This window comes from Salinibacterium sp. G-O1 (assembly GCF_030063305.1).
Taxonomy (GTDB): domain Bacteria; phylum Actinomycetota; class Actinomycetes; order Actinomycetales; family Microbacteriaceae; genus Rhodoglobus.
In genome coordinates, this window is sequence record NZ_JASISV010000004.1 from 258,122 (window position 1) to 285,029 (window position 26,908).

25 protein-coding genes are annotated in these 26,908 nt (G+C 65.6%); 17 read left to right on the plus strand and 8 right to left on the minus strand.

Annotated elements, in window-relative coordinates:
- Position 1: 1 nt before the first annotated feature.
- From QMG83_RS14695 to QMG83_RS14705, 3 genes are all read right to left on the minus strand, one after another.
- Positions 2-451, minus strand: coding sequence for a succinate dehydrogenase hydrophobic membrane anchor subunit (locus QMG83_RS14695; protein WP_283506153.1), 450 nt, complete (start codon positions 449-451; stop codon positions 2-4).
- Positions 448-831, minus strand: coding sequence for a succinate dehydrogenase, cytochrome b556 subunit (gene sdhC / locus QMG83_RS14700; RefSeq protein ID WP_283506241.1), 384 nt, complete (start codon positions 829-831; stop codon positions 448-450). Before sdhC ends, QMG83_RS14695 begins: the two co-directional genes overlap by 4 nt.
- Before the next feature lie 217 nt (positions 832-1,048).
- Positions 1,049-2,200 (minus strand): glycosyltransferase family 4 protein, encoded by a 1,152-nt coding sequence (locus QMG83_RS14705; protein WP_283506154.1) that lies wholly within the window; start codon positions 2,198-2,200, stop codon positions 1,049-1,051.
- 86 nt (positions 2,201-2,286) lie between these two features.
- Here QMG83_RS14705 and QMG83_RS14710 point away from each other — a divergent pair, with 86 nt between their 5' ends.
- From QMG83_RS14710 to QMG83_RS14745, 8 genes are all read left to right on the plus strand, one after another.
- Positions 2,287-3,405, plus strand: coding sequence for a mannose-1-phosphate guanylyltransferase (locus QMG83_RS14710; protein WP_283506155.1), 1,119 nt, complete (start codon positions 2,287-2,289; stop codon positions 3,403-3,405).
- A gap of 78 nt (positions 3,406-3,483) precedes the next feature.
- Positions 3,484-4,554 carry a BMP family lipoprotein gene (locus QMG83_RS14715; protein WP_283506156.1) on the plus strand — a complete coding sequence of 357 codons (1,071 nt, stop codon included), beginning with the start codon at positions 3,484-3,486 and terminating at the stop codon, positions 4,552-4,554.
- Between the two features lie 176 nt (positions 4,555-4,730).
- A complete protein-coding gene (locus QMG83_RS14720) occupies positions 4,731-5,834 on the plus strand; it encodes a BMP family lipoprotein (RefSeq protein ID WP_283506157.1) in 1,104 nt (367 codons plus the stop codon).
- Between the two features lie 119 nt (positions 5,835-5,953).
- A complete protein-coding gene (locus QMG83_RS14725) occupies positions 5,954-7,471 on the plus strand; it encodes an ABC transporter ATP-binding protein (RefSeq protein ID WP_283506158.1) in 1,518 nt (505 codons plus the stop codon).
- Positions 7,468-8,751, plus strand: a complete 1,284-nt coding sequence (locus QMG83_RS14730) for an ABC transporter permease (RefSeq protein WP_283506159.1) — start codon at positions 7,468-7,470, stop codon at positions 8,749-8,751. The genes QMG83_RS14725 and QMG83_RS14730 overlap by 4 nt, the downstream gene beginning before the upstream one ends.
- Entirely contained in the window at positions 8,748-10,031 is a 1,284-nt protein-coding gene (locus tag QMG83_RS14735) for an ABC transporter permease (RefSeq protein WP_283506160.1), read from the plus strand. The genes QMG83_RS14730 and QMG83_RS14735 overlap by 4 nt, the downstream gene beginning before the upstream one ends.
- Entirely contained in the window at positions 10,028-10,447 is a 420-nt protein-coding gene (locus QMG83_RS14740; protein ID WP_283506161.1) for a cytidine deaminase, read from the plus strand. The genes QMG83_RS14735 and QMG83_RS14740 overlap by 4 nt, the downstream gene beginning before the upstream one ends.
- A 25-nt stretch (positions 10,448-10,472) precedes the next feature.
- Positions 10,473-11,768 carry a thymidine phosphorylase gene (locus QMG83_RS14745; protein WP_283506162.1) on the plus strand — a complete coding sequence of 432 codons (1,296 nt, stop codon included), beginning with the start codon at positions 10,473-10,475 and terminating at the stop codon, positions 11,766-11,768.
- A gap of 109 nt (positions 11,769-11,877) precedes the next feature.
- Here the strand turns inward: QMG83_RS14745 and uriH are convergent, their stop codons facing one another.
- The gene (gene uriH / locus QMG83_RS14750) at positions 11,878-12,864 is read right to left on the minus strand and encodes a uridine-preferring nucleoside hydrolase UriH (RefSeq protein WP_283506163.1); all 987 of its coding nucleotides are present in this window, start codon (positions 12,862-12,864) and stop codon (positions 11,878-11,880) included.
- 46 nt (positions 12,865-12,910) lie between these two features.
- On the opposite strand from uriH, the gene QMG83_RS14755 reads away from it, so the two are divergent.
- From QMG83_RS14755 to QMG83_RS14765, 3 genes are read left to right on the plus strand one after another with little or no spacing between them, the layout of a single operon-like run.
- A complete protein-coding gene (locus tag QMG83_RS14755) occupies positions 12,911-14,032 on the plus strand; it encodes an adenosine deaminase (protein ID WP_283506164.1) in 1,122 nt (373 codons plus the stop codon).
- 2 nt (positions 14,033-14,034) lie between these two features.
- A complete protein-coding gene (locus QMG83_RS14760; protein ID WP_283506165.1) occupies positions 14,035-14,481 on the plus strand; it encodes a PTS sugar transporter subunit IIA in 447 nt (148 codons plus the stop codon).
- Positions 14,478-14,753, plus strand: coding sequence for a PTS sugar transporter subunit IIB (locus QMG83_RS14765; RefSeq protein WP_283506166.1), 276 nt, complete (start codon positions 14,478-14,480; stop codon positions 14,751-14,753). Before QMG83_RS14760 ends, QMG83_RS14765 begins: the two co-directional genes overlap by 4 nt.
- A gap of 18 nt (positions 14,754-14,771) precedes the next feature.
- On the opposite strand, the gene QMG83_RS14770 is transcribed toward QMG83_RS14765, so the two are convergent.
- Both QMG83_RS14770 and QMG83_RS14775 read right to left on the minus strand, forming a co-directional pair.
- Positions 14,772-16,439 (minus strand): phospho-sugar mutase, encoded by a 1,668-nt coding sequence (locus QMG83_RS14770; protein ID WP_283506167.1) that lies wholly within the window; start codon positions 16,437-16,439, stop codon positions 14,772-14,774.
- The gene (locus tag QMG83_RS14775; RefSeq protein WP_283506168.1) at positions 16,436-17,272 is read right to left on the minus strand and encodes a purine-nucleoside phosphorylase; all 837 of its coding nucleotides are present in this window, start codon (positions 17,270-17,272) and stop codon (positions 16,436-16,438) included. The genes QMG83_RS14770 and QMG83_RS14775 overlap by 4 nt, the downstream gene beginning before the upstream one ends.
- Before the next feature lie 30 nt (positions 17,273-17,302).
- On the opposite strand from QMG83_RS14775, the gene QMG83_RS14780 reads away from it, so the two are divergent.
- Both QMG83_RS14780 and QMG83_RS14785 read left to right on the plus strand, forming a co-directional pair.
- Entirely contained in the window at positions 17,303-18,739 is a 1,437-nt protein-coding gene (locus QMG83_RS14780) for an NAD(P)H-quinone dehydrogenase (RefSeq protein WP_283506169.1), read from the plus strand.
- Positions 18,740-18,918: 179 nt separating this feature from the next.
- Complete coding sequence (locus QMG83_RS14785; protein ID WP_283506170.1) at positions 18,919-19,881, plus strand: hypothetical protein; 963 nt, start codon at positions 18,919-18,921, stop codon at positions 19,879-19,881.
- A 120-nt stretch (positions 19,882-20,001) separates the two neighbouring features.
- Here QMG83_RS14785 and QMG83_RS14790 read toward each other — a convergent pair whose 3' ends face one another.
- Complete coding sequence (locus tag QMG83_RS14790; RefSeq protein ID WP_283506171.1) at positions 20,002-21,756, minus strand: acetyl/propionyl/methylcrotonyl-CoA carboxylase subunit alpha; 1,755 nt, start codon at positions 21,754-21,756, stop codon at positions 20,002-20,004.
- Between the two features lie 79 nt (positions 21,757-21,835).
- On the minus strand, positions 21,836-22,459 hold the full coding sequence (locus tag QMG83_RS14795; protein WP_283506172.1) for a Maf family protein: 624 nt from the start codon (positions 22,457-22,459) through the stop codon (positions 21,836-21,838).
- A gap of 20 nt (positions 22,460-22,479) precedes the next feature.
- Between QMG83_RS14795 and QMG83_RS14800 the strand changes: the two genes are divergently transcribed.
- The 4 genes from QMG83_RS14800 (at position 22,480) to QMG83_RS14815 (ending at position 26,808) form a co-directional block, all read left to right on the plus strand.
- Positions 22,480-23,721: a class I SAM-dependent RNA methyltransferase gene (locus QMG83_RS14800; protein ID WP_283506173.1), complete on the plus strand. Its 1,242-nt coding sequence runs from the start codon at positions 22,480-22,482 to the stop codon at positions 23,719-23,721.
- A 120-nt stretch (positions 23,722-23,841) separates the two neighbouring features.
- A complete protein-coding gene (locus QMG83_RS14805; protein ID WP_283506242.1) occupies positions 23,842-24,504 on the plus strand; it encodes a response regulator transcription factor in 663 nt (220 codons plus the stop codon).
- On the plus strand, positions 24,494-25,762 hold the full coding sequence (locus QMG83_RS14810; RefSeq protein WP_283506174.1) for a sensor histidine kinase: 1,269 nt from the start codon (positions 24,494-24,496) through the stop codon (positions 25,760-25,762). The genes QMG83_RS14805 and QMG83_RS14810 overlap by 11 nt, the downstream gene beginning before the upstream one ends.
- Positions 25,759-26,808, plus strand: coding sequence for a DUF8320 family protein (locus QMG83_RS14815; RefSeq protein ID WP_283506175.1), 1,050 nt, complete (start codon positions 25,759-25,761; stop codon positions 26,806-26,808). The genes QMG83_RS14810 and QMG83_RS14815 overlap by 4 nt, the downstream gene beginning before the upstream one ends.
- The last annotated feature ends 100 nt before the right edge of the window (positions 26,809-26,908 follow it).

Consider the following 26,908-nt stretch of genomic DNA (forward strand, 5'->3'; position numbering starts at 1 on the left):
CTTAGCGCACCGGGCAGAAGCTGGGCAGCAAGTCAGCAGGCGAGGCTGCAGGGCACGGGTCGAACGTGAAGATAACAAGGGTCCCCAAGATGATTAGAACTGCGGTTGAAGCGGCGACTGCGCTCAGCAGCACAGTGCGCACGAGCTTGTTGGTGGCGTAGTCGTTGATGAGGGTGCGCATCCCGTTGCCGCCGTGGATGAGCGCAAGCCAGAGCAGCAGCGTGTCCCAGACGATCCAGAACGGGTCTGCCCACTTTCCGGCAACGAAAGCGAAGTCGATTGCCTTCACTCCCTCGCCGGCAACGAGGTTGACGAAGAGGTGGCCGAAGATCAGCACGACGAGAACCACACCGCTCGCGCGCATGTAGATCCAGCCCCACTTCTCCCAGTTCACGCCGCGACGGGGGCGGCGAACGGGGGCCGGGGTGCGAGGTGCGTCGATGGTGGTCATTCGCCGCCTCCGAAGATGTGCATGAGCTGTCGCGGAACGAAGCCGATCATAAGCACGGCCCACAATCCGAGAACGATGTAGAACATCAGTTTCTGGTGCTTCGTGCCGACGCTCCAGAAATCGATCAGGATGATGCGCAGCCCGTTGAGGGCGTGCAGGCCGATCGCCGCCACGAGGGCAATCTCGCCGAGGCCCATGAGGGGCGTCTTGTACTGGTTGATCACCGCGTTGTACGCCTCGGGGCTGACCCGCACGAGGGCGGTGTCGAGGATGTGAACGAGAAGGAAGAAGTAGATGGCGACACCGGTGATGCGATGCATCACCCACGACCACATGCCTTCGTTTCCTCGATACAGCGTCCCAGCCGGCCGTTTGGGCATGGCGATGGTGGACGAAGCAGGCGTGTCGCCTGCCAGGGTACCGGCCGACTTATCGGACACGATCAACCCTCCTTGCGGATATCAGGCCATCGATGCAGTGGCCGACGAATGTCCGGTTGACGGACCTAATCAGTCTATTCCGACGAAAGCATGAGCGTTGGTTAGGCCCACCTAATTTTGGAGCCCACGGTGCGAAATCGAAACAACCCGAGTCCTTTCAGCGGCCGCTGGGAGCGACCTGCCGGGCAATGGGAGCGGCGCGACCGGCAATTGCGCGAGCGTAATGTTCGAGGAGTTCGGTGCAGATCGAGTGCCAGTCGCGGGGGAGTACGGCGCGCCTGCCCGCCTCTCCCATGCGCGACCTGAGCGCGGCATCCGCTGCCAGTGCCGTCACGCGCGCGCGGAGATCCGAGTCGTTTGACGGCTCATACAGGAAGCCGTTCACCCCGTGATCGACAAGATCGATCGGCCCGCCGGCGCGCGGAGCCACCACGGGGATGCCACTCGCGTGCGCCTCCTGAATGGTCTGGCCGAAGGTCTCCTCGGTTCCGGTGTGAAGGAACAGGTCGAAGCTGCCGAACGCAGCGGCAAGGTCGGCACCGGTGAGTTTTCCGAGCCAGCTGACGGGCATCCCTGCCAGTTGCCTCCTGACATTGGCTGCGGAGGGACCGTCGCCCACGATGGCGAACCTGACCCCGGCGACCCCCCGGAGCGCGGCGATTCGCTCCACCTGTTTCTCGGGGGCAATGCGCCCGACGTACCCGACGACGACCTCCCCGTTGGGCGAGATCTGTTCGCGGAGCGCTGCGGCGGCAGGGCTCGACCGGTTTCGTGGGTGGTAGGTCATCAGGTCGACCCCGCGGCCCCAGCGCGCGAGGTGACGGATTCTCGCTGCCTCAAGGTCGGACATGGAGGCGCTCGACGGCACGAGCGTGACATCGGCCCCGTCGTGAATCCAGCGAACCACGCGCCAGGCGAATCTGGTGGCGGCACCGAGGTGGTTGCGCCGGGCGTATCCGGCAACGTCGGTCTGGAAGATGGCAACCGACGGCACTCCCAGGCGTCCGCCCGCCGCGATCGCCTGCGCGCCCAGAAGAAAGGGGGATGCCGCGTGGATCACGTCGGGCGAGAAGTCCGTGATGAGCCGCTGCACCTGCGGGTTCGGCAGCCCAACCGGAAACTGGCGGTATGCGATCGCGGGCACGGAAAAAACGGGGAAGCCCGCGTAGCTCTCGGGCGCGCCCGCCGCCGGCACGATCACGATCGCCTCGTGGCCCTCGCGCCGCAGGTGGTCCAGCACCTGCCTGACGCTGGTGGTGACGCCGTTGACCGTGGGGAGAAAGCTCTCGCTGACCACTGCTACCCGCATGCCGACTCCGCTCGATCGCCGTGATCCGACGCTAAGCAGGCAAGGTGTCCGCGGAGTGAATGCCGCATTAAGCCTATGGTTGGGGCATGGAAAACCCCTCGGCGTTCGACGACTTTTACAGTGTGATTCCCGCGGGCGGCATCGGCTCCCGGCTGTGGCCACTGTCTCGTGCCGACGCCCCAAAGTTTTTGCACGACCTCACCGGGTCTGGCAAGACGCTGCTCCGAGACACCTGGGACCGGCTCGAGCCGCTGTCGGGCGCCGACCGCACCATGGTGGTGACCGGCCGCGCCCACCGGGCGGCCGTCGAAGAGCAGCTGCCGCACCTCCTCGACCGGAACGTAGTTCTCGAGAGCGAGCCCAAAGACTCCTCAGCGGCGATCGGACTCGCTGCGGCGATCCTCATGAACCGTGAACCTGACGTGATTGTGGGTTCATTCGCGGCCGACCACGTGATCAAAGACATCCGCTCATTCCGACGCGCTGTGGCTGAGGGCATCGCCGCAGCCCGTGCCGGCTACATCGCCACGATCGGCATCACCCCGACCGATGCTGCGATCGGCTTCGGCTACATCCAGTGCGGTGAGGCGCTCTCCATCGAGGGCGCCCCGAACGCGGTGACCGTCGAGTCCTTCGTCGAGAAACCCGACCTTGCGACCGCCGAGCGATACCTGGCCGACGGCGACCACCTGTGGAACGGCGGAATGTTCATCGCGCGCGCTGATGTGTTGCTCGCGCAGCTGGGTGAGTCACAGCCGGAACTTCTCGCCGGGCTCACCGAACTCGCCGAGGCGTGGGATACCCCGCAGCGTGGCGCCGTCGTCGACAAGATCTGGCCGGGATTGATGAAGGTCGCGATCGACTACACCGTGGCCGAGCCCGCCGCGGCGGCAGGCAAGCTGGTCGTCATCCCCGGCGCCTTTGACTGGGATGACGTCGGCGACTTCGCCTCGATCGCCAAACTGCACTCCGGCGGCCGCAAGTCTGACCTCGCAATCCTCGGTGAGAACGCGCGGGTGCTCGCCGACGCCTCCACTGGCGTGGTAATCAGTCAGACCGGTCGCCTCATCTCGCTGATCGGTGTCACAGACATCGTGGTGGTGGACACACCGGATGCCCTGCTGGTGACCACGACGGCCAACGCCCAGCGCGTGAAGTCGGTCGTCGACGCGCTCAAATTGTCTGGCCGCAACGACGTTCTCTAGCCTCACCAGGACGGTCGGTGCGCTAGCGTCGTTTGCAGTTGATCGCCGTCCCGGCGGTCAGTTCAAAGGAGCCGACTCATGTCGAAGTCACCAGCTGTGCGCGTCGGCGCACTCGTCTCAGTTGCGGTGCTGCTGCTGGCCGGATGTGCCGCGGCTCCAGACAAGAACACCGACGACGGCGGCGGCGAGCAGTCCTGCGCGCGGATGGTCACCAACTCGGGTGGTCTCGACGACCGTTCGTTCAACGACGCCAGCTGGAAGGGCATGCAGGATGCCGCGGATGAGTTCGGCATCAACGTCGATGTGCTCGTCTCGACCTCTGAGACCGACCTCGCCCCCAACGTGCAGCAGGCGGTCGATACCGGGTGCGAGTTCATCCTGACCGTCGGCTACGAGCTCACCCCGGCGACGATCGAGCAGGCGGCGAGCAACCCTGACGTCAACTTCGCGATCGTCGATGATGTGGCGGATGCGCCCAACATCAAGCCGTTGGTTTTCGACACAGCCCAGGCCGCCTTCCTCGCCGGATACCTCGCTGCCGGGGTCTCGACCACCGGCAAGGTTGCAACGTTCGGTGGCGGCAACCAGCCTCCCGTCACCCTCTTCATGGATGGCTTCGTTGACGGCGTCGCGAAATACAACGAAGTGCACGGCACAGCGGTGATCTCGCTCGGCTGGAACAAGGAGCAGCAGGATGGCGTCTTCACCGGCGACTTCGAAGACATCAACAAGGGCCTCACCGTCACCCAGGGCCTCATCGACCAGGGTGCCGATGTCATCCTCCCCGTCGCGGGCCAGGTCGGCGAGGGCGCGGTTCGCGCCGCACTCGACTCGGGCGGCAGAGCATCCATCATCTGGGTTGATACCGACGGATATGACGTGCTTTCGCCCGACTTCCGCCCGGTCATCCTCACCTCCGTGTTGAAGAACACGGGCGACGCCGTTGTTTCGATCGTGAAGTCGAGCATCGACGGAACCTTCGACAACAGTCCATACATCGGGACGCTCGAAAACGGGGGAGTCGATATCGCGCCATTCCACGATCTCGAAAGCAAGGTCACCCCTGAATTGATGGACGAGATCGACCAGTTGAGGGCAGCCATCATCTCCGGGGCCGTTTCGGTGACGAGTCCGAGCACACCCCGCTAGTACTTCGCGCCGTTCAGGCGCGTTCGCGGCAGATGTCTGGCCGGTTTCCGGGCAGTCGCGGTTTGGTAACCATTCAGCGTCGTCTCTGGATTCCGCTACTCGCGGGAGCCCGAAATTAGTAGCCTGTACCCACTATGTCCCAGCCCTGATGGTTGGACAGCACCTTGGAGGACACCTTGAGAATCACCTCACGCGGCCGCGTCGTCAGCGGCATTGCACTGGTCGGAGCGAGCGCAATCGTTCTCGCCGGTTGTGCAGCAGCACCCGAAACCACAGACGGCGGCAATGCCGCTCCCGAGAACGACTTCCTTCCCTGCATGGTCTCTGACAGCGGCGGATTCGACGACAACTCCTTCAACCAGCTCGGCTTCGAGGGCCTGAACGAGGCAGCCGACGAGATCGGCGTTACGCCCATCACGGTTCAGTCAGACGCAGAGACCGACTTCGCGCCCAACCTCGACGGCCTCGTCGCCCAGGGTTGCAACCTCATCGTGACCGTTGGCTTCGCGCTGTCGGCCGCAACGGTCGAGTCGGCCCTCGCTAACCCGGACGTCGAGTACGCCATCATCGATGACGCAGCAGACAACGACTTCGATGGCGAGCTCGACGCTCCCAACGTCAAGCCGATCCTCTTCGACACCGCGCAGTCGGCCTTCCTGGTCGGATACGCCGCTGCAAGCTACTCAAAGTCGGGCATCGTCGCGACGTGGGGCGGCCTGCCGTTCCCGACCGTGTCGATCTTCTCTGATGGATTCGCCCAGGGTGTCGAGCACTTCAACATGGAGAAGGGCGCGGCCGTCAAGGTCCTCGGCTATGACCCAGCCTCCCCCGAGACCTACACGGTGACCGGTGGATTTGAAGCGAACGACGTTGCCAAGTCGACGGCGCAAAACTTCATCGACCAGGGTGCTGACGTTCTTCTGCCCGTCGGCGGACCGATCTACCAGAGCGCCGTCGCCGCCATCGCTGACTCGGGCAAGGACATCGCCCTCCTCGGCGTGGACGCTGACCTCTTCGTCACCGACCCCGACACCGAGGACGTCATCCTGACCTCGATCCTCAAGGGCATCAAGACCGCGGTGTCTGAGGTTGTCACGGCGGCTGCCGCCGGCGACTTCTCGACCGACGCCTACGTGGGCACGCTCGAGAACGACGGAGTCGGATACGCACCGTTCCACAACTTCGAGTCGAAGGTCGACCCGGCACTCGCCGGCGAGCTCGACAAGCTGAAGACGGACATCATCGCGGGAACGATCACGGTGAAGTCGTACCTCAGCTAATATCGTCGTAACGAGTTCTCCTCGGAGAATAAGGGGCGGGGAGGTCAGCGCTGCTGGCCTCCCCGCCCTCGTTTTATCCCGAACGCAGTCAGAGTTGACTGCAGGTTAGATTGGTTGACATGAAGCTAGAACTTCGCGGAATTACCAAGAGATTCGGTTCGCTGGTCGCCAATGACCACATCGATCTCACGGTTGAACCAGGTGAGATCCACTGCCTTCTGGGCGAAAACGGTGCAGGCAAGTCCACGCTCATGAACGTGCTCTACGGTCTGTACCGCGCCGACGAAGGTCAGATCCTGCTCGGCGATGAGGTTCAGCACTTCGCCGGTCCCGGAGATGCGATGGCCGCAGGCATCGGCATGGTTCATCAGCACTTCATGCTCATCCCGGTCTTCACAGTCGCCGAAAATGTCATGCTCGGCCATGAGGACACCACCTTCGGCGGCCGCCTCGACCTGGCTGGTGCGCGCGAGAAGGTACGCGAGATCTCGGCACGGTTCGGATTCCATGTCGATCCGGATGCGCGGATCGAAGACCTGCCTGTCGGCGTGCAGCAGCGGGTGGAGATCATCAAAGCGCTCTCGCGCGATGCAAAGGTTCTGGTCTTCGACGAGCCGACAGCAGTGCTCACCCCGCAGGAAACCGACGAGCTCATGGCCATCATGCGCCAGCTCAAGGAGTCGGGCACATCCATTGTTTTCATCACCCACAAGTTGCGCGAGGTGCGCGAGGTCGCAGACCGCATCACGGTCATCCGCCTCGGAAAGGTGGTCGGCGAAGCATCGCCCACCGCCACGAACGAGGAACTTGCCTCGCTGATGGTTGGCCGCGCAGTCGACCTGACCGTCGACAAGGGGCCGGCGAAGCTCGGCAAGCCGGCACTGGTCGTCGACCGCCTGTCTGTCATCGACCCGAGCAACCAGCTCGTCGTGAACAACGTGAGCTTCGAGGTGCTTGAGGGCGAGGTGCTTGCGATCGCCGGAGTGCAGGGCAACGGGCAGACCGAGCTCGTCGAGGCGATCCTGGGGCTGCAGCCGAGGGTGACGGGCTCGATCACACTCGATGGCAAGTCCATTCGCGGTTCGGTCAGAAAGACTCTGGATGCCGGCGTCGGTTTCATACCGGAAGACCGCACCGAAGATGGCCTGGTAGCCGACTTCACCATCGCCGAGAACCTCATGCTTGACCGCTCCAATAAGGAGCCATTCGTCAAGCGCGGCACCCTCCAGCTGGGCTTCCTCGACGAATTTGCGCGCGAGAAGGTCAAGGAGTTCGACATTCGCGCCCAGGGAATCACCACCCACGTCGGTCGACTCTCGGGCGGAAACCAGCAGAAGGTTGTGCTCGCCCGCGAACTCAGCCGCGATTTGCGCCTTTTTGTTGCCGCCCAGCCCACGCGAGGACTCGATGTGGGTTCGATCGAGTTCGTCCACACCCGCATCGTGGAGACACGCGACGCCGGCATCCCCGTGCTGGTGGTCTCCACCGAACTCGACGAGGTTGTCGCGCTCGCTGACCGCATCGCCGTGATGTATCGAGGATCGATCGTCGGCATCGTGCCCGGTGATACCCCCAGAGAAGTGCTCGGCCTGATGATGGCCGGGGAAGCACCCAAATCCGTAGAGAGTGCAGCATGAGCGAACAACTGCCCCCGCCCGTGCAGCCGGAAGAGACCGTAACCCCGGTCACGCCAGAGCCCGAGACCCAGGAAGGCTCCCGCTCACAGCAGGTGCTTCGGGACATCCTCGGTGGCAGCGCGATGATCTCCGTGCTCGCCGTGGTGCTCGCCCTGATCGCCGGAGCGATCCTGATCGCCGTCACAGACAAGAACGTCCAGGCGGCATCCGGGTACTTCTTCTCCCGGCCCGGTGACACCCTGAAGGCGATCTGGGATGCCGCGGCCGGGGCGTATTCGGCTCTGTTCCAGGGTTCCATCTACAACTTCAGGCGCCCCGGATTCGCCGATGGGATCAAGCCGCTCACCGAGACGCTCACCTTCGCCACCCCGCTGATCGCGGCGGGCCTCGGCGTGGCGGTCTCGTTCCGCACCGGATTGTTCAACATCGGTGGTCGCGGACAGATGCTCGTCGCGGCCGGTGCTGCCGGCTATGTCGCCTTCACCTTCCCGATGCCGTTCCCGCTGCACCTTATCGTCGCGGTGATCGCCGGAGTCGCTGCCGGTGCGATCTGGGGCGGAATAGCGGGCCTGCTGAAGGCACGCACCGGGGCCCACGAGGTGATCGTGACGATCATGCTCAACTACATCGGGCTCTACCTGATCTCGTATCTGCTGCGCACGCAGGGCGCCCTGCAGGCACCGGGCTCGAACAACCCGAAGTCGCCGGCCATGCTGCCGAGCGCGGTGTTCCCGGATCTGCTCGGCGCGAAGTACAACCTGCACTGGGGCTTCATTTTCGCGATCGCAGCGACCGTGTGGGTCTGGTACCTGATCAACAGGTCGAACCTCGGATTCCAGTTCCGCGCTGTGGGTGCGAATCCGCACGCGGCACGGGTCGCCGGCATGAACGTGAAGAACATCTACGTGTACGCGATGCTCATCTCCGGTGGCCTTATTGGCCTCGCCGGCGTCGCCCAGATCCTCGGCACCGTCACCACGGGCTTCAGCGAGGGCATCGATGCCGGCATTGGCTTCGATGCGATTACCGTCGCGTTGCTCGGTCGTTCCAAACCTGTCGGAGTGTTCTTCGCCGGAATTCTGTTCGGAGCGCTCAAGGCTGGCGGCTACTCGATGCAGGCAGCGCAGGGGGTGCCCGTCGACATCGTGCTCGTCGTGCAGTCCCTCATCGTGCTGTTCATCGCAGCACCGCCACTCGTGAGAGCGATCTTCCGACTGCCGGTCCCAGGCTCCATGCGCCGAGCTAAGGCGCTCAACCCGAATGCGATGGTGACCAAGTGAGCGTCGCTACCTCAACCAGCCCCGCCCAGACCGTGAGCCTCTCGAAGGCTGCAGTCAGGAACTGGAAGCCGCCCATCGGCTTCGGCATCTTCGCGATCATCGCCCTGTTGCTCTTCACCGTCGGCGCCCGCAGCGGCATCACCACCTTCCGGCTGTCGACGAGCAGCGACCTGATCCAGCTTCCCGCCATCTCGGCTGACGTGGTGATCGTGACCACCGTCGTGGTCATCCTGCTGTTCGCGATGGCCGCGTACTCGGCCTGGCTGTCGTATCGGGCGATGCGAACGCCACTGTGGATGACCGCACTGTTCGCCGCGCTGTTTCTTGTCGCGTTCCTCACGTGGGCCGCTGCGGGGCAGTTGATCCCCGTTCCCGGTCTGCTGGTCGGCGCCGTCGGACTCAGCGCCCCGCTCATCTTCGGCTCTCTCGGTGGCGTCATCTCCGAGCGCGTCGGCGTGGTCAACATCGCCATCGAGGGTCAGTTGCTCGCCGGCGCCTTCGCGTCGGCTGTCGTGGCATCCATCACCCAGCAGCCGGTCCTGGGCCTGCTCGCCGCGGTGATCGCCGGAATGCTCGTGTCGTTCGTGCTCGCAGCGTTCTCGATCAAGTACATCGTCGACCAGGTGATCGTCGGAGTCGTGCTGAACGTGCTCGTCATCGGTCTCACCAGCTTCCTGTTCTCGAAGCTGCTGAGCCCGAACGCCGCGTTGCTCAACTCGCCGCCACGCTTCCCGCGGCTTCCGATTCCGTTGCTCGGCGAGATTCCGATCATCGGGCCGGTGTTCTTCCGCCAGACCATCATCATCTACATCATGTACGTGGCCGTTGCCGCGGTGTGGTTCGCGCTGTTCAAGACCAAGTGGGGCCTGCGCCTGCGCGCGGTCGGTGAGCACCCGCAGGCGGCTGACACTGTCGGTATCAACGTGAATCGCACGCGGTTCTGGAACGTCTCGCTCGCTGGCGCCATCGCCGGCCTCGGTGGCGCGTACTTCACCCTCGGATCGGTCGGTGCCTTCAACAAGGAGATGACGGCCGGCGCCGGATTCATCGCCCTCGCCGCCGTGATCTTCGGACGGTGGGATCCGATCCGGGCGACGCTGGCCGCGCTGCTCTTCGGCTTCGCCTCCAACCTGCAGAGCGTGCTGAGCATCGTCGGATCTCCCGTGCCGAGCCAATTCATGCTGATGCTGCCGTACCTCGTCACGATCTTCGCCGTCGCGGGCCTGGTCGGTCAGGTGAGAGCGCCGGCCGCATCCGGGAAGGCGTACGTAAAATCGTGAGCAGCGTTGACTCGGAATCCATCGATTGGGATGCCCTGCGCGCCGTCGCGAACGAGGCACTCACCCACGCCTACGTGCCCTACTCCAACTTCCCGGTTGGCGTAGCCGCGATAGTTGACGACGGTCGCATCATCTCCGGCGCCAACGTGGAAAATGCGTCGTACGGCCTGACGTTATGTGCCGAGTGCGCCCTGGTCTCGTCGCTGCACATGACCGGCGGCGGCAAGCTGGTCGCGTTCACCTGCGTCGACGGCAACGGCGGCGCGCTCATGCCATGCGGGCGTTGCAGGCAACTGCTGTTCGAACATTCCGCTGACGGCATGCTTCTCGAAACCGTCTCCGGAATCCGCACCATAGCCGAGGTGATCCCGGACGCGTTCGGACCTCGCACTCTCGAGGCGTACCGCGCCGAGTAGCGTCTGTCGATCGTAAGGAATCACCATGGCCGTTGAAGCATTCGATGTCGTCGACCTCATCCACACCAAGCGGGATCACGGCGCGCTCACCACCGCTCAGATCGACTGGCTCGTCGATGCTTACACACGCGGGTACGTCGGGGACGAGCAGATGGCCGCCATGACGATGGCGATCTTCCTGAACGGCATGGAGCGCGAAGAAATACGCGACCTCACGATGGCCATGATTGCCTCCGGCGAGACTCTCTCATTCGACGACCTCGGCAAGATCACCACGGACAAGCACTCGACGGGTGGCGTTGGAGACAAGATCACCCTCCCGCTCGCGCCACTTGTCGCCTCGTTCGGTGTCGCGGTTCCGCAGCTGTCCGGGCGCGGCCTCGGCCACACCGGCGGCACGCTCGACAAGCTAGAGAGCATCCCGGGCTGGCGTGCAGCCCTGTCCAACGACGAGTTCTATGCCCAGCTGCGGTCGGTGGGTGCCGTGATCTGTGCGGCAGGAACCGGCCTCGCGCCCGCGGACGGAAAGCTCTACAGCCTGCGCGACATCACGGGCACCGTTGAGGCAATACCGCTGATCGCGTCATCCATCATGAGCAAGAAGATCGCTGAGGGCACCGCCTCCCTGGTGCTCGACGTGAAGTTCGGCTCTGGCGCGTTCATGAAAGATCCAGCCCGCAGCCGCGAACTTGCCGAGACCATGGTTCGACTGGGTAAGGATGCCGGCGTCAACACCGTGGCGCTGCTGACCAACATGAATGTTCCGCTGGGGCTCACCATCGGCAACGCCAACGAGGTGCGCGAATCGGTGGAGGTGCTCGCAGGCGGCGGACCCTCGGATGTCGTCGAACTTACGGTTGCCCTTGCGCGCGAAATGCTCGCGCTTGCCGGACAGCCGGACGCGGATGTCGAGGCCGCTCTCGCCGACGGGCGCGCGATGGACACCTGGCGCGCGATGATCTCGGCCCAGGGCGGCGATCCGGATGCTGCGCTGCCGACCCCGCTCGAGTCACAGCCCGTGCTCGCCGAGCGTGACGGCGTGCTCGTCGCGCAGGAGGCGCTGCCCTTCGGCATCGCGGCCTGGCGGCTGGGTGCCGGTCGCGCGCGAAAGCAGGATCCGGTGCATCACGCGGCCGGAATCGACCTGCTCGCCAAGCCCGGAGACGCCGTCGTCAAGGGACAGCCCCTGTTCATCATGCACACGCACGAGTCGGACCGATTCGAGCGTGCGATCGAGGCTCTCGACGGCGCCTACCGCATCGGTGACGCCGGCGACACGATCGACGATGGCGGGCCGCTGCTCGCCGGCCGCATCGACTGACCGAGATCCGCTCGGGCTCTCGTCAAAACCAGCGAGATCTCCACTTTTGCTGCCTCGCATGGTCTGGAGGCAGCAAAAGTGGAGGTCTCGATGCTGGCGGGCGGGCTCGCTAGCTGAGGGGGCGACCTCGACGGTAGTGCGGCGGCTGCCCAAGCTCGGGGTCGCCGATGCGCTCGAGAGCGTCGACGACGAGCGCCCAGAACTTCGCGTGGTCGAGTTTGCCGGCGACCTGCGTCGTGCAGTCGTCGGGGGCCGGCGCGCGGAAGTCGGCCACGGTCATCCCGAGCGTCAGCGTGCCGGTGAGCTCGACATCGAGGGGCACGCGCGTGACCTGCATCACGGTCGGGTCGATGACGAACGCCACCGCGCACGGGTCGTGGACGGGAGGGAACTCGAAGCCCTGGTGCTCTCGGTAGGTTTCAGCGAAGAACTCAAGCAACTCGCCGACAAACCTCGCGGGGGAGGTGCCGACGGCCGCGATCGCAGCAACGACGGAGGGCGTGGCCAGCGCCTCATGGGTCAGGTCGAGCCCAACCATCGTCAGCGGCCACGACTCGTTGAAAACTATGTGTGCCGCCTCGGGGTCGATCACGATGTTGAACTCACTCGTCGCGCTCCAGTTGCCGACGTTGACCCCGCCGCCCATCAGCACGACCTGTTTCACCCGCTCGACGATGCGTGGCTCTTTGCGCACGGCCAGCGCGATGTTGGTAAGCGCGCCGGTCGGGACGAGGGTGATCTCTCCGATGTCTGCGGCCATGACGGTGTCGATGATGAAGTCGACGGCGTGACGGGGGTCGAGCTGGATTGTCGGATCGGGCAGCACCGGGCCGTCTAGCCCCGACTCCCCGTGGATGGTCTCCGCCACCTCGACCAGCCGCACGAGCGGCCGGTGCGCGCCGCGCGCAAAGGGCACGCCCGTGATTCCGGCGACCCGGGCCACCGACAGCGCGTTGCGGGTGACCTTCTCGATGGTCTGGTTGCCCATCACCGTGGTCACCCCGACCAAATCAATATCAGGGCTGCCCCAGGCGAGCAGCATGGCAATGGCGTCGTCGTGGCCCGGATCGCAGTCCAGGATGATCTTGGTTGGCATCAGACATGAGGCTACCCCTCAGCCGCCACCCGGTAGATTGAACCTTATGAACAGCGCGGTCAACGAGTACATCCTGCCCGGAAGCGGAGCGGACATCGCTCGCCTCCCCAAGGTCTCCCTGCACGATCACCTTGACGGTGGGCTGCGCCCCCAGACCATCATCGAGCTGGCGGATGCCGTGGGCATGCCGGTACCTGTCTCTGACGCCAATGGGCTCGCGACCTGGTTCGCGAACCAGTCAGATTCTGGCTCGCTGGTGGAGTACCTGAAGACGTTCGACATCACCACCGGTGTGATGCAGACCAAGGAGGGGCTCACGCGGGTCGCTCGCGAGTTCGTGCAGGATCTTGGCGCAGACGGCGTCGTTTACGGCGAAATCCGGTGGGCGCCGGAGCAGCACCTCGCTCGCGGGCTCAGCCTCGACGAGACTGTCGAGGCGGTGCAGGAGGGGCTGGATGCGGGCGCTGACGACGTCGCAAACGGCGGCGGAAGCATCCGGGTCGGCCAGCTGATCAGTGCCATGCGCCATGCAGGCCGTGGGCTCGAGATCGCCGAGCTGGCAGTGCGCCACCGCGGCAACGGCGTCGTCGGGTTTGACATCGCCGGTGCCGAGGCGGGATTCCCGGCCAGCAACATGCGCGACGCCTTCGATCTTCTTGCTCGCAACTACCTCCCCACCACCGTTCATGCGGGTGAAGCCGACGGTCTTGAGTCCATTCGTGGTGCGCTGTTCGACGGTCGGGCCCTGCGTCTCGGTCATGGCGTGCGCCTCGCCGAAGACATCGCCACCTCGAGCGAAGACGACGAGAACACCTACGTGACGCTGGGGCCGGTTGCCCAGTGGGTGAAAGACCGCGAGATCGCACTGGAGCTCAGCCCCAGCTCGAACCTGCAGACCGGCGCCATCGAGCAGTGGGGTGACGAGCTGATCGACCACCCCTTCGACCTGCTCTACCAGCTCGGTTTCAGGGTCACGGTGAACACAGACAACAGGCTGATGAGCGCCACGTCACTGACGCGGGAGTTGTACCTGCTGGCCGAGACCTTTGGCTACGACCTCACCGATCTCGCCGTATTCCAGCTCAACGCTGCCGCGTCGGCGTTCCTGCCGCTGGAGGAGCGCGAGGAGCTCGCCGACATCATCACGGCCGGCTTCGACGCGGCCTGATCATGAGCCTCCCCCCGCTTCCAGAGAACGCCATCGTCATCGCAGCGGAGGCCGCGGACTGGCGCGCTGCCGTGACACTCGCGGGGGAGGCGCTCGCGCGTTCCGGATCCGCGAAGCCCGGCTATTCGGGCGAGATGATCCGGATGATCGAGCAGTTCGGCCCATACGTCGTCATCGCCCCCGGGCTGGCGTTGGCCCACGCCCGGCCCGGCCCCGAGGTCATCTCCGATGGGCTGTCGATCGTGACGCTCGCGACGCCCGTGAACTTCGGGCATCCGCACAACGATCCGGTCAGCGTCATCCTGGGGCTGGCCATCGCATCGGTAGACACCCATCTTGCGGCCGTTGCCGCGGTCGCGAACGTCTTCAACGACTCCTCGGCGATCGCCGACCTGGCGGCCGCCAGTACACCGGCCGAAGTGCGGGCGATCATGGACGTGACGGCATGAAGATCGTGACCATTTGCGGCGCCGGAATCGGCAGTTCGGGCATCCTGAAGGTCAATGCCGAGCGGGTATTGCGCAAACTGGACATCGAGGCCACGGTGATTGCCGCCGACATCTCCTCGGTCAAGGAGGTCGCAGCAGACGCCCAGGTGATCCTCACGTCGGCAGAATTCGTGGACGCCATCGGCGCGACATTCGCCGACGTCATTGTCATCGAGAACTACTTCGACACCGACGAACTGACGGTCAAACTTGAGGCGTCGCTGGGCTCGTAGCCCACCTGCGACAGGGGGTCAGGCCTCCAGCAGCGTCCGCATTCCGGCATCCAGCTCGGCCACGACGGCCTCGGCGGCTGCGCGTCGTTCGGCGGCGGTGCCTTCGGTGCTCGACGCATCGATGTAGACCTTCAGCTTTGGCTCCGTGCCGCTGGGCCGCACGATCACGCGAGCTCCTCCAACGAGGTGGATGCGCAGGATGTCACCGGCCGGGTAGTGCTCGAAGCCGGCGACGAAGTCGTCAACCGAGGAGACGGCGATCGTGCCGATCTGGCTGGGCAACTGCGACCGCAGCCTCGTCATCGTTCCCGAAATCTGCGTGAGATCGGAGAACCGCAGCGAGATCTGGCTAGAGGCGTACGCGCCGAAACGGTCGGCAAAGCTGTCGAAGTGGTCGTCGATGGTGCGGCCGGCGGCCTTCAGCTCAGAGGCGAGCGAAAGGAAGTCGATGGCGGCCGAGATGCCGTCCTTATCGCGGACGATCTGCGGGTCAACGAGATAGCCGAGAGCCTCCTCGAAACCATAGATCAGGTTCTCGGCGCGTGAGATCCATTTGAAACCGGTGAGAGTGTCCTCGTAGCCGAGCCCGTAGTCGGCCGCAATGGCCCGAAGCGCCGGGCTTGAGACGATGGATGCGGCCAGGGTGCCGCCCTGGGTCGCACCCCCGGCGACGGCTCGCTCGGCCGCCCTCCAGCCGAGCAGGTAACCGACCTCGTTTCCGCTCAGCCTGCGCCACTCCCCGTCACGTCCCGGAACCGCCACGGCGAGCCGGTCTGCGTCAGGGTCGTTCACGATCGCGAGATCGGCCCCGACCTCGGCAGCCTTGGCGAGAGTCAGATCCATCGCCCCAGGTTCCTCCGGGTTGGGGAACGCGACAGTCGGGAAGGTGGCATCCGGTTCGATCTGCTCGGCTACGACAGCGGGCGTGCCAAACCCGGCGGCCGCGAACACCAGCTCGGCCGTCTCCCATCCCACGCCGTGCATCGCCGAGTAGACGAAGCTCACGGGCGTGGCGCAGTGGCCGAGGGTCGCCGTCCGCCGAACGTACTCGTCGAGCACAGTGTCGTCGGCGACGATGAAGTCGGTCGATCGCGGAAGGTCGACGATCGAGACGGTCGACACGAGATCGATCGCGGAGGCGATCAGGCCATCCTCCGGCGGCACGATCTGCGAACCGTGATCATCGCGCCCCAGATAGACCTTGTAGCCGTTGTCGTTGGCCGGGTTGTGGCTCGCGGTGACCATCACACCCGCACTCGCGTCGAGGTGGCGCACGGCGAACGCAAGCACGGGGGTCGGCAGGTGCCGGGGCAGCAGGGTGGTCGTGACGCCGGCGCCGGCCATGATCGTGGCGGTGTCGCGCGCGAAGACCTCGGAGTTGCGGCGACCGTCGTAGCCGATGACGATGCTCGGGTTCGATTCGCGGCCGAGCAGGTAGGCGGCGAGCCCCGCGGCAGCCTGTGTGACGAGCACACGGTTCATCCGGCGTGGGCCAGCACCCAGCTCGCCGCGAAGGCCCGCGGTGCCAAACTCCAGCCGGGCCGAGAAGCGGTCGGCGAGAGCGGCCTCAGCGACGGGGTCGCCGGCCTCGGTCGCCGAAACGAGGTCATCGAGCTCGGCCTTGGTCGTGGCATCCGGATCCTGGTCGCGCCAGGAACGCGCGTCGGCCAGCAGCTCGGCGATCACAGGCTTGCCACGATGCGTGCGAGAAGGCTGCTGATGGTGGATTCGGCGTCCTTGCCGGCCTGAATGACCTCTTCGTGGCTCAGCGGTGTCTTCTGGATGCCCGCAGCCAGGTTCGTGATCAGTGACATGCCCAGGATCTCCATGCCCGCCTGCCGGGCGGCGATCGCCTCGAGCGCGGTCGACATGCCCACGATGTGGCCGCCGATCGTCTTCGCCATCTGGACCTCAGCGGGAGTCTCGTAGTGCGGACCGCGGAACTGGCAATAGACACCCTCATCGAGGTCGCTCTGCACGGAACGGGCGAGGTCGCGCAGGCGTGCGCTGTATAGGTCGGTGAGGTCGACGAACGTGGCGCCCTCGAGGGGGGAGTCGGCCGTCAGGTTGATGTGGTCGCTGATGAGCACGGGCGTGCCGGGCTTCCACGTCTCACGGATGCCCCCAGCGCCGTTGGTCAGGATCATCGTGGTGGCGCCGGTCGCGGCCGCGGTGCGCACCGAGTGCACCACGCGGCGAACACCGTGCCCCTCGTAGTAGTGAGTGCGTGCCCCGATCACCAGGGCGCGCTTGCCGCTCGGCAGAAGAACTGAACGCAGGGTGCCCACGTGGCCAGCCAGCGCCGGGGCGCCGAAACCGGTGATGTCCTGGGCCGTGATCGTGGCCGTCGTCTCGCCGATCAGGTCGGCGGCTTTCGCCCAGCCGCTGCCGAGAGTCAGAGCGATGTCGTGCTTCTCGACACCGGTTCTCTCCGCAATTTCTGCGGCGGCGGTGGCTGCGATCGCGAACGGATCGGAAGCGGGATCATCAAGGGGATGGGAGAAGGTCGGCTGCGACATTCCCCCACTCTATTCTGCGACAATTGAGCAATGGCCTATGAATTCGAGCGCACGCAACGCATCGCGATACTCGGAGGTGGGCCTGGAGGATACGAGGCAGCTCTGGCCGGGGCGCAATTAGGCGCAGAGGTGACCCTTGTTGAGCGCGAAGGTGTCGGCGGGTCGGCCGTTCTCACCGACGTGGTGCCGTCGAAAACTCTCATCGCCACCGCCGAAGCGACCAACGGCATCGGCGAAGCCGCCGACCTCGGCGTGCAGTTCTTCACCCGCTCAGAATCGGGCAGGGCAGTGCGGCCCGAGGTCACGGTCAACCTGTCTGCCGTCAACGCCCGCCTCATGCGGCTCGCGCGCCAGCAGTCCGAAGACATGAAGTCCCAGCTGATCAAGGCCGGGGTTCGCATCGTCCAGGGGGAGGGCCGCCTCGACGGCCCCCAGCGTCTCGTCGTGTCCACGGGCAAGGGCACCGCCGGCACCGACTTCGATGAGATCGACGCAGACACCGTGGTGGTGTCCGTGGGCGCCCGCCCGCGCATCCTTGACACCGCCGTGCCGGATGGCGAGCGCATCCTGACCTGGACGCAGCTGTACACGCTTAGCCAGGTGCCTGAGCACCTCATCGTGGTGGGTTCCGGTGTGACCGGTGCCGAGTTCGCGTCCGCATACCGGGCGCTCGGTTCCGAGGTCACGCTGATCTCATCGCGCGACCAGGTCCTCCCCGGCGAAGATGCCGACGCCGCGCGCGTGATCGAGGATGTCTTCAAGCGCAACGGGATGCAGGTGCTCTCCAAGTCCCGTGCCGCGTCCGTCGCCCGCACCGAGACAGGCGTGATCGCCACCCTCGCCGACGGACGGACCGTCGAAGGCAGCCACTGCCTCCTCGCCGTGGGATCCATTCCCAACACGGCAGGGATCGGCCTCGAGGAGGCCGGAGTGCAGCTGACCGAATCCGGCCACATCCGCGTGAACAGGGTCGCCCGAACATCCATGCCGTCCATCTACGCGGCCGGCGACTGCTCGGACTTCCTGCCGCTCGCCTCCGTCGCATCGATGCAGGGGCGCACGGCCGTGTTTCATGCGATGGGTGACGGCGTCACTCCGATCGAGTTGCGGAACGTGACATCCAACATCTTCACCCAGCCCGAGATCGCGACAGTCGGCTGGACGCAGAAGCAGATCGAGGATGGCGTCGCTCAGGGTGAGGTCTACAAACTGCCCCTCGCGTCGAACCCTCGCGCCAAGATGATGGGCATCAAGGACGGTTTCGTGAAGCTCTTCGCCCGCACGGGCTCGGGCACCGTCATTGGCGGCATCATCGTGGCACCGCACGCATCCGAGCTGATCATGTCGGTCGCGCTCGCCGTGGAGCACCGTCTGACCGTCGACCAGCTGGCCCGTGCGTTCTCGGTGTACCCGTCGCTGACGGGCAGCATCACGGATGCCGCCCGCGCGATGCACATCGTCGACTAGGCCCGCGGGCGCCGAGCGCGCCCGTTCGGCTCCGCCGCGCGTGTGCGGTCGGGCGCGCTCGCGCCGAGGGGCAGCGCTCGGCGCTGGGTCCCCTCGTCCACAGCGGCCGTCCGCGGGCGGGTGTGCACCGAGACGGCTGCGGCACGATGCCCGGGGCCGCGTTCCGGGAGCCTCGGTGGATGACATCCACGCCCCGAACCGAGTGGCGCGACCACTTCCAGCGCGACGCTGAGCTCAGGATCAGGGGAGCCCGAGCCGCCCTCGTCGCCGCGGTGAGGCGCGGCGAGCTGGTGAAGGTCGGACGCGGCACGTACGCGCCGCCGGTCGACTCCATCCTTCCCGAGCAGGAGCGGACGCTTCAGCGCTACCTGGTGAGGATGCACGCCGCGCAGGTGGTGCAACCGACGCCCCCGATCTTCTCCCATCGCAGCGCCGCGATGGCGTGGGGTCTGCCTGCCGTCGAACCGCTGCCCCCACTGCTGCATGTGGCGTCTGGGGCTGCGGCCGGAGGCAGATCCACGAAGCAGTTCACGCGGCACGGAACCGACCCGGGGGAGGTCAGCGTCATCGACGGACTTCACGTGACCTCGCTGCAGCGCACCGTGATCGATGTCGCCCGCACGGCGAGTTTCCGGGAAGCCGTGTGCGTTGCCGACGCGGCGCTGAGCGGCGCGAGGGATGCTGCGGGTGCAGTCACGCGAAATCCGCTGTCGAAGGCCGAGCTCTTCGAGGAGCTGGTGAGCGCGGGCCGCGGGCGGGGTGTGGCGCAGGCCCGGGCGGTCGTCGACTTCGCGGATGGGGCATCCGGCTCCCCGGGGGAGTCGTGCAGCCGGGTGGGCATGCACCTGCTACACCTTCCGCCGCCCATCCTTCAGCAGCCGTTTTTCGATCGGCACGGGCTCATCGGCTACACCGATTTTTGGTGGAAGCACCACAGGCTGATGGGGGAGTTCGATGGAGCCAGCAAATACACGAATCCGGTGTACCTTCGCGGGCGGTCTCCCGCCAGGGCGCTCGCGGACGAGAAGAAGCGCGAGGATCGACTGCGCGCATCCGGCCGAGGCATGTCACGGTGGGGCTGGGCAGTTGCGATGTCGTTGCCGACGTTGCGGGCACACCTTGTGGCCGCGGGGCTTCGGTGACCGCCGAGCGCGGCCGTTCGGCGCCACCGCGGGCGTGCGCACGACGGCGGTCGCGCCGGGAGGGCGCGGTGGGCGGGGTCGGGCGGTGGGGCGGGCGCGCGGCGGGGTCGCGCCGCGGGGTCAGTCGACGATGTTCAGCAGCAGGTGACCGGATGCCACGGTGGCGCCCACGGTCGCGTTGACGCCGGTCACGGTGCCGTCCTTGTGGGCGACGAGAGGCTGCTCCATCTTCATCGCCTCGAGCACGAGGATCAGGTCGCCCTTCACCACCCGGTCGCCCTCGGCGACGGCCAGCTTCACGACGGTGGCCTGCATGGGCGCCTTCAGCGAGTCGCCCGTGACGGTGCTCACCGAGCTGGATGCCCGCCGCTTGGGTGCAGCGGCGAGAGCCGTTCCACCACCGGTGGTCGGGACGAGTTTCGTCGGAAGGGAGACCTCGACGCGCTTGCCCCCCACCTCGACGACGACGTTGTGGCGGGCCACGGGCGGTGTCCCGTCGGTGAGTGACCCGCTCCAGGGCTCGATGTCGTTGACGAAGTCCGTCTCGATCCAGCGGGTGTAGATGCTGAAGGGCGACGACGTGAAGGCGGGGTCGCGCACGATCTTGCGGTGGAAGGGCAGCACTGTCGGCAGTCCGGCGACCTCGAACTCGTCGAGGGCGCGCCGTGAGCGCTCGAGGGCGTCTTCACGCGTTGATCCGGTGACGATCAGTTTGGCGAGCAGCGAGTCGAACGCGCCGCTGATGACGTCTCCGGTGGTGACGCCGCTGTCCACTCGCACGCCGGGGCCTCCCGGCATCCTGAGCACATGGACGGGCCCTGGCGACGGCATGAAGTTCAGTCCGGGGTCTTCCCCGTTGATGCGGAACTCGAACGAGTGGCCGACCGGGGTGGGGTCGTCGTAGTCGATGCTGCCGCCGGCGGCGATGCGGAACTGTTCGCGCACGAGGTCGATGCCGGTGACCTCTTCAGAGACGGGATGCTCGACCTGCAGTCGCGTGTTGACCTCGAGGAACGAGATGGTTCCGTCGCGAGCCACCAGGAACTCGCACGTTCCGGCACCCACGTAGCCGACCTCGCGCAGGATCGCCTTGGAGGACGAGTACAGCAATTCGTTCTGCTCGTCGGTGAGGAACGGTGCCGGTGCTTCTTCGACGAGCTTCTGGTGCCGACGCTGCAGCGAGCAGTCGCGCGTCGAGATGACGACGACGTTGCCGAAGCTGTCTGCGAGGCACTGGGTCTCGACGTGACGCGGCTGGTCGAGATATTTCTCGACGAAGCACTCGCCGCGACCGAATGCTGCGACCGCCTCGCGGGTGGCCGATTCGAACAGTTCGGGGATCTCTTCGCGGGTGCGGGCGACCTTGAGTCCGCGACCGCCACCACCGAACGCGGCCTTGATGGCGACAGGCAACCCGTGGATGTCGACGAAGTCGAGCACCTCGGCGGCTCCCGAGACCGGGTTGAGCGTGCCGGGCGCGAGGGGCGCCCCGACCTTTTCGGCGATGTGCCTGGCCGAGACCTTGTCTCCCAGCTGCTCGATCGCTGCGGCGGACGGGCCGATCCAGATCAGGCCGGCATCGATGACAGCCTGGGCGAACGCGGCGTTCTCGGCGAGAAATCCGTAGCCGGGGTGCACGGCGTCAGCGCCGGAGCGCCGGGCGACGGACAGCAGTTTTTCGATGACGAGGTAGGTTTCCGCAGACGTCGTGCCGTCGAGCGCGTACGCCTCGTCGGCGAGCTTGACGTGCCGGGCGTCCCTGTCCTGGTCTGCGTACACGGCAACGGTTGCGATGCCGCTGTCTTTTGCAGCGCGGACGACGCGCACTGCGATCTCTCCACGGTTGGCGATGAGTACCTTCGTGATGCGAGCCATAGTTACCTAGCTTAGGTGTGAGGGCGCTGAGGCCTTTGGTTGGTAGAAACAAAAACAGCGGGAGCCGGGGTGCGGGTTTCTACAGCTCCTGACGATTCCACAGGGTATGCCACGGAACGTCGAACTCGAGAAGCAGGGTGCGCACCAGGGCGACAGACAGTCCGACGACGGCGTGCGGGTCGCCGTCGACCCTGGAGATGAAGGGCGCGCCGAGGCTGTCGATGGTGAAGGCACCGGCGACCTGCAGCGGTTCACCGGTGGCAACGTATGCGTCGATTTCCTCGTCGGTGATCGTGTCGGCAAAGGTGACGGATGCCGTTGACACTCCACCGACGGCCCGACCCAGTGTGCCGCCTCGGTGGTCGATCAGCCAGTGACCCGAGTGCAGCATCCCCGTGCGCCCGCGTTGTGCACGCCAGCGCTCGCGGGCGACCTCAGGCAGGTGCGGCTTGCCGTAGAGCGTTCCGTCGATCTCGAAGGCGGAATCTCCCCCGAGGATGAATCCGTCGATCGGTGAGCGGCCGACGACCGCCTCGGCTTTGGCTCGTGCGAGCAGCTGGACGAGCGCGGGGCCGCTCAGTGGTCCCGCAGTCGCGGCGACGGCATCCTCATCCACACCGGATGACAGCAGCACGGGTTCGACCCCCACCGCGCGGAGGGTCGCGAGTCGCGCCGGAGACGTTGACGCGAGGTACAGCCGCACGGTGCTCCTATGCTCGAACAATGGGTGAATTCGCAGGCAGGTCGATCGAGGTCGACGTTACCAACATTGCACATGGCGGAGTTTCGGTCGCACGCCACGACGGACGGGTCGTGTTTGTGGCTGACGCGATCCCGGGGGAGCGGGTGGTCGCGAGGGTGAGCGAAGACTCCAAGAAGTCGTTCTGGCGCGCCGAGACCGTATCGGTGGTGTCGCCGAGCGAGCATCGCCAGCCCCACGTCTGGAGTGCCGCATCCATCGACCGCGACCCGGCAGACCGGGCCGGCGGCGCAGAATTCGGCCACATCAACCTGGCGCACCAACGTGAACTGAAGCGGCAGGTGCTCGCAGAATCGCTGCAGCGCATGGCGAAGGTCGAAAGCGACGTTCAGGTCGAGGCGCTGCCCGGCGACGAGGAACGCGGCGGCACAGGATGGCGCACCCGGGTCAGGCTGCATGTCGACGACACCGGGCGCGCCGGCCCGTTCGCGGCCCGATCCCACCGGGTCATCCCTGTCAGCGAGCTTCCGCTGGCGACCGATGAGTTGTCGGCCGCGGCACCGCTCGACCAGGACTTCACCGGATCGGAGCACGTCGACGTGCTCGCGCCGTCGTCAGGAGGCGTCCGGCTGATCATCGGCGGCAAGAAGGCCCAGAAGCGCAGCACGATCACAGAGATCGTGGGCGACCGGGAATTCCGGTTGGCCGATTCCGGCTTCTGGCAGGTGCATCGAAACGCCGCGGAAACCCTCACGAAGGCGGTGCAGGATGCGGTGGATCCCGAGAGATTCGACCCGCAGGCCCACAACCTCGACCTTTACGGCGGTGTGGGGTTGCTTGCGGCCGCCATCGCGGACAGGTTCGGACCGGCCACCAGGATCACCACGGTGGAGAGTGACGCCATCGCGACCGACTACGCGGCAGACAACCTCGCCGAGTGGATCGGCGCGCGATCCGAGACCGCCAGGGTCGAACGCTGGGTTCGCGATCTTGCCGCATCGGCCAGCGCAACGGAAAAGTCGCGGCTCGCCAGGGCGACCGTCGTACTCGACCCTCCGCGCTCGGGTGCCGGCCGCGACGTCGTCGCATCCGTCGCCTCCCTCGCCCCGGCCCAGGTCATCTACGTGGCCTGCGACCCGGTTGCCTTCGCCCGCGACGTCGATTTCTTCGCGGGCCACGGCTACACGCTCACGGGCCTGAGGGCGTTCGATCTTTTCCCGAACACTCACCACGTCGAGGCGGTAGGAACGCTGTCACGAACCTGACCTTGCGCGGGAGTCGACGCAAAGTTGGCTCGCCGCAGAGTTACGATGGACTATTGCCCCTGCGAGATCGGAAATGTTTTGAATGAAACTACCGTGACCGACGCTCCGGCACCGCTCAGCATGTCGGGCGTGAGGGTCGCCGTGGTCGACGACCACGAGTCGGTACGTCTCGGTCTGAAGGCTGCGTTTATTGATCAGGGATATGACTTCCTGGTCGAAGCAGCGACGGTTGACGAGTTCGTCGAGCGTTTGGCCGGCCGCGAAGTGGATGTGGTCGTGCTCGACCTTTCCCTCGGCGACGGTTCGACTGTCACTGACAATGTGAAGCGCGTGCAGGCCACCGGTTCCGCGGTGCTCGTCCACAGCATCGCCGACCGGGTCGCGAGCGTCCGTGAGGCACTCGCCGCCGGTGCAGCGGGAGTCATCCCCAAGTCGTCGTCGACGCGTACCGTGCTCGCTGCCGCAGCGACCGTCGCCAGGGGTGACGTGCTCAACAACCTCGAGTGGGCCACCGCGATCGATGCAGACCGTGACTTCGCGAAAGCCCAGCTCGGGCGCCGCGAACGCGAGATCCTGCATCTGTATGCATCGGGATTGCCGCTGAAACTCGCAGCCCAGCAACTGGGTATCGGGTATTCCACCGCACGTGAGTACCTGGACCGCATCCGAGTGAAGTATGTCGAGGTCGGTCGCCCAGCACCCACGAAGGTCGACCTCTTGCGCCGAGCTGTAGAAGACGGCATCCTCCCAGGGCTCGACTCGGATGGCGGAGATGGCAGGTAGCGGCGTCGCCGTCGGCCCGCTTCCGCAAATCAAGCAGCCGCGCAACCCGATCAGCCGCAAGCAGGTTGAGAAGGTAATCTCCCGCAGTGTCGCGGGCTTTGGCATCGTCTTCGGGGCGCAGATGATTCCCTGGCTGCAGGGACAGATGGACGGGGCGTATCCCGTCTGGTTGTGGATAGTCGTCCCAGCGCTGTTCGGCTCGCTCATCATCGTGCTGGTGATGTCGATCGTGCAGGTGGCAGTGCGTGCGGCGCACGCACTGTTCACCGTTGTCTATATGGGCGCGCTTGTCACCTGGCCGTTCGCCGTCATTCCCGGGGTGGAGGTCTTTCAGGGCATCCATTGGCTTAACTACCTGATCACTGTCGCCACGGCAATGGCCGCCATCGCCTACAGCACGCGCGTCGGCATCATCTACCTGGTGGCCGCGCCAACGATCTACACCCTGGTGCGCATGACGGAACAGGGTGGTAGCGCCTCGTGGGAACTCGCCGTCGTTGAGGGCGTCTACGCGTTCATCCTTGGCGCCGCGATCCAGATCATTGTGACCATGCTGCGGCAGGCCGCAACGAAGGTCGACAACGCTCAGGCGAACGCTCTCGACCGGTACGGTTTCGCGGTGCGTCAGCACGCGATGGAGGTCGAACGCGTCGAGGTCGATTCGATCGTTCACGACAGCGTGTTGACGACGTTTATCTCGGCGGCGCGTGCGCACACGGACCAGGCCCAGGCGCTGGCGGCCACCATGGCCGGCAACGCGATCGGGCATCTCAGGGACGCCGCAGCCGTAAACCCCGATGACGGCACCATGGTGCGTTATTCGGTGCTCGCGGGGAGGATCAGGGAGAGCGTGTCTGAGCTGTCCGCCCCGTTCGCCGTCACCGTGCGCAATCCGGGAAGCGGCTCGATGCCGGCCCAGGCGGCAGACGCCGTCCACTCGGCTGCGGTGCAGGCGATGATGAACAGCCTGCAGCACGCGGGGGAGGACGCTGGATCCCGCTGGGTCACGGTGCGCGGGCGAACTCCAAACTGTATCGAGGTCGTCGTGGGCGACGCGGGTGCAGGGTTCGAGCTCTCCGGCATCTCGAATGAGCGGCTCGGAGTGCGGATGTCGCTCGTCGAGCGCGTCGCCAATGCTGGCGGGCTTACGACCATCGACACAGCGCCAGGCAAGGGCACCGTCGTTACCGTTCGCTGGCCAGCGGGGCCCGCCCCAGCCCCGATCGACGTAGTCACTCACGACGGAGGGTCACGATGAATATCTCTGTACCCCGATACATGTTCATCAGCATCGCCGCGTTGTTTTCTGCGTTCCACATCCTGCTCGCGGTCTTCACGATCGACCAGCCACGGGCCGTGGGCCCGATTTTCGTTGCGATGGCCATCTACGGAATCGCCACCATCATCAGCCTCCTGCCGTTCGGGCCCGCCCGCATGCCGATTCCGATGGCGGCCTTCAATTTTGCCGTCGTCATCGCGATCACCCTGCTCGTCGCCAACGAGCTGGATTTTGCTCGCCCCGGCGGCGCCGGCTACTCAAGCTGGTACGTGGCGGCCAGCGGCACACTGCTCACGATCACCTCAACACGCGGAAGGCACACCTTCGCGTGGCTCGGTATCGGATTCCTCGTGGTGCACACGATCGCGATCGTGGGGGATGTCGGCCCTGCGGGAATCTTCAGCCTCGGAATTGTCGGCAGCGCGTCGTGGGTGGGCGTGTCGCACCTGCTGAGCGTGGCCATGGCCAAGGCCTCCAAAGACGCACAACGGTTCGCTCTGGCCGAGCGCGAAGCGACGGATTGGCAGGCAGCCCAGGACGCGCACGTGCATGAGCGTCAATTCCGGCTTGGGCAGACCAGCGCGATGGCCCTGGACATGCTGCAGCAGATCCAGGCGAGCGAGGGGCGGCTCACTGAGCTGCAACGCAACGAGTGTCTCTACCTCGAGGGTGCCATCCGCGATGAGATTCGTGGCAGGAAGCTGCTGAATGACGCGGTGCGCGAAGAGGTGATGCTGGCTCGCCGGCGTGGGGCTACTGTGACACTGCTCGATGAGGGTGGAATCGACGACCTCTCAGATGACGAGTTCGAGAGAGTGCTCAACAGGCTCGCACTGGCGATTCGCGAGAGCAACGCCGACAAGATCATCGCCCGCACGGTTCCCGAGGGATCCGATGTCGCCGTGACGGTGGTCGGCCTGCGAAGCTTTGCGGACAGTGAGTCCGTGGCCCTCGATCAGGATTCGCTCGAAGACGACGAGGTTGACCTGTGGCTCGAGATCCCACGAGTGCCGGTCACGCCGTAGGCCCGGTTGCCCCGTAGGCGCTGCCCGGGAAATAGCAGAAGGGCCGAAGTGGCTCAGTGAGCACTTCTTCGGCCCTTCGCTAAATTCCGAGTCAGGGCGA

Excerpts from the sequence above, each read along its gene's own strand:
- QMG83_RS14755 (WP_283506164.1), top strand. The coding sequence starts at position 12,911 with ATGAACAGCGCGGTCAACGAGTACATCCTGCCCGGAAGCGGAGCGGAC.
- QMG83_RS14815 (WP_283506175.1), top strand. The coding sequence starts at position 25,759 with ATGAATATCTCTGTACCCCGATACATGTTCATCAGCATCGCCGCGTTG.
- QMG83_RS14810 (WP_283506174.1), top strand. The coding sequence starts at position 24,494 with ATGGCAGGTAGCGGCGTCGCCGTCGGCCCGCTTCCGCAAATCAAGCAG.
- QMG83_RS14785 (WP_283506170.1), top strand. The coding sequence starts at position 18,919 with ATGACATCCACGCCCCGAACCGAGTGGCGCGACCACTTCCAGCGCGAC.
- sdhC (WP_283506241.1), bottom strand. The coding sequence starts at position 831 with ATGCCCAAACGGCCGGCTGGGACGCTGTATCGAGGAAACGAAGGCATG.
- QMG83_RS14730 (WP_283506159.1), top strand. The coding sequence starts at position 7,468 with ATGAGCGAACAACTGCCCCCGCCCGTGCAGCCGGAAGAGACCGTAACC.
- QMG83_RS14725 (WP_283506158.1), top strand. The coding sequence starts at position 5,954 with ATGAAGCTAGAACTTCGCGGAATTACCAAGAGATTCGGTTCGCTGGTC.
- QMG83_RS14760 (WP_283506165.1), top strand. The coding sequence starts at position 14,035 with ATGAGCCTCCCCCCGCTTCCAGAGAACGCCATCGTCATCGCAGCGGAG.
- QMG83_RS14715 (WP_283506156.1), top strand. The coding sequence starts at position 3,484 with ATGTCGAAGTCACCAGCTGTGCGCGTCGGCGCACTCGTCTCAGTTGCG.
- uriH (WP_283506163.1), bottom strand. The coding sequence starts at position 12,864 with ATGCCAACCAAGATCATCCTGGACTGCGATCCGGGCCACGACGACGCC.
- QMG83_RS14705 (WP_283506154.1), bottom strand. The coding sequence starts at position 2,200 with ATGCGGGTAGCAGTGGTCAGCGAGAGCTTTCTCCCCACGGTCAACGGC.
- QMG83_RS14790 (WP_283506171.1), bottom strand. The coding sequence starts at position 21,756 with ATGGCTCGCATCACGAAGGTACTCATCGCCAACCGTGGAGAGATCGCA.
- QMG83_RS14765 (WP_283506166.1), top strand. The coding sequence starts at position 14,478 with ATGAAGATCGTGACCATTTGCGGCGCCGGAATCGGCAGTTCGGGCATC.
- QMG83_RS14775 (WP_283506168.1), bottom strand. The coding sequence starts at position 17,272 with ATGTCGCAGCCGACCTTCTCCCATCCCCTTGATGATCCCGCTTCCGAT.
- QMG83_RS14780 (WP_283506169.1), top strand. The coding sequence starts at position 17,303 with ATGGCCTATGAATTCGAGCGCACGCAACGCATCGCGATACTCGGAGGT.
- QMG83_RS14805 (WP_283506242.1), top strand. The coding sequence starts at position 23,842 with ATGTCGGGCGTGAGGGTCGCCGTGGTCGACGACCACGAGTCGGTACGT.
- QMG83_RS14800 (WP_283506173.1), top strand. The coding sequence starts at position 22,480 with ATGGGTGAATTCGCAGGCAGGTCGATCGAGGTCGACGTTACCAACATT.
- QMG83_RS14695 (WP_283506153.1), bottom strand. The coding sequence starts at position 451 with ATGACCACCATCGACGCACCTCGCACCCCGGCCCCCGTTCGCCGCCCC.
- QMG83_RS14745 (WP_283506162.1), top strand. The coding sequence starts at position 10,473 with ATGGCCGTTGAAGCATTCGATGTCGTCGACCTCATCCACACCAAGCGG.
- QMG83_RS14710 (WP_283506155.1), top strand. The coding sequence starts at position 2,287 with ATGGAAAACCCCTCGGCGTTCGACGACTTTTACAGTGTGATTCCCGCG.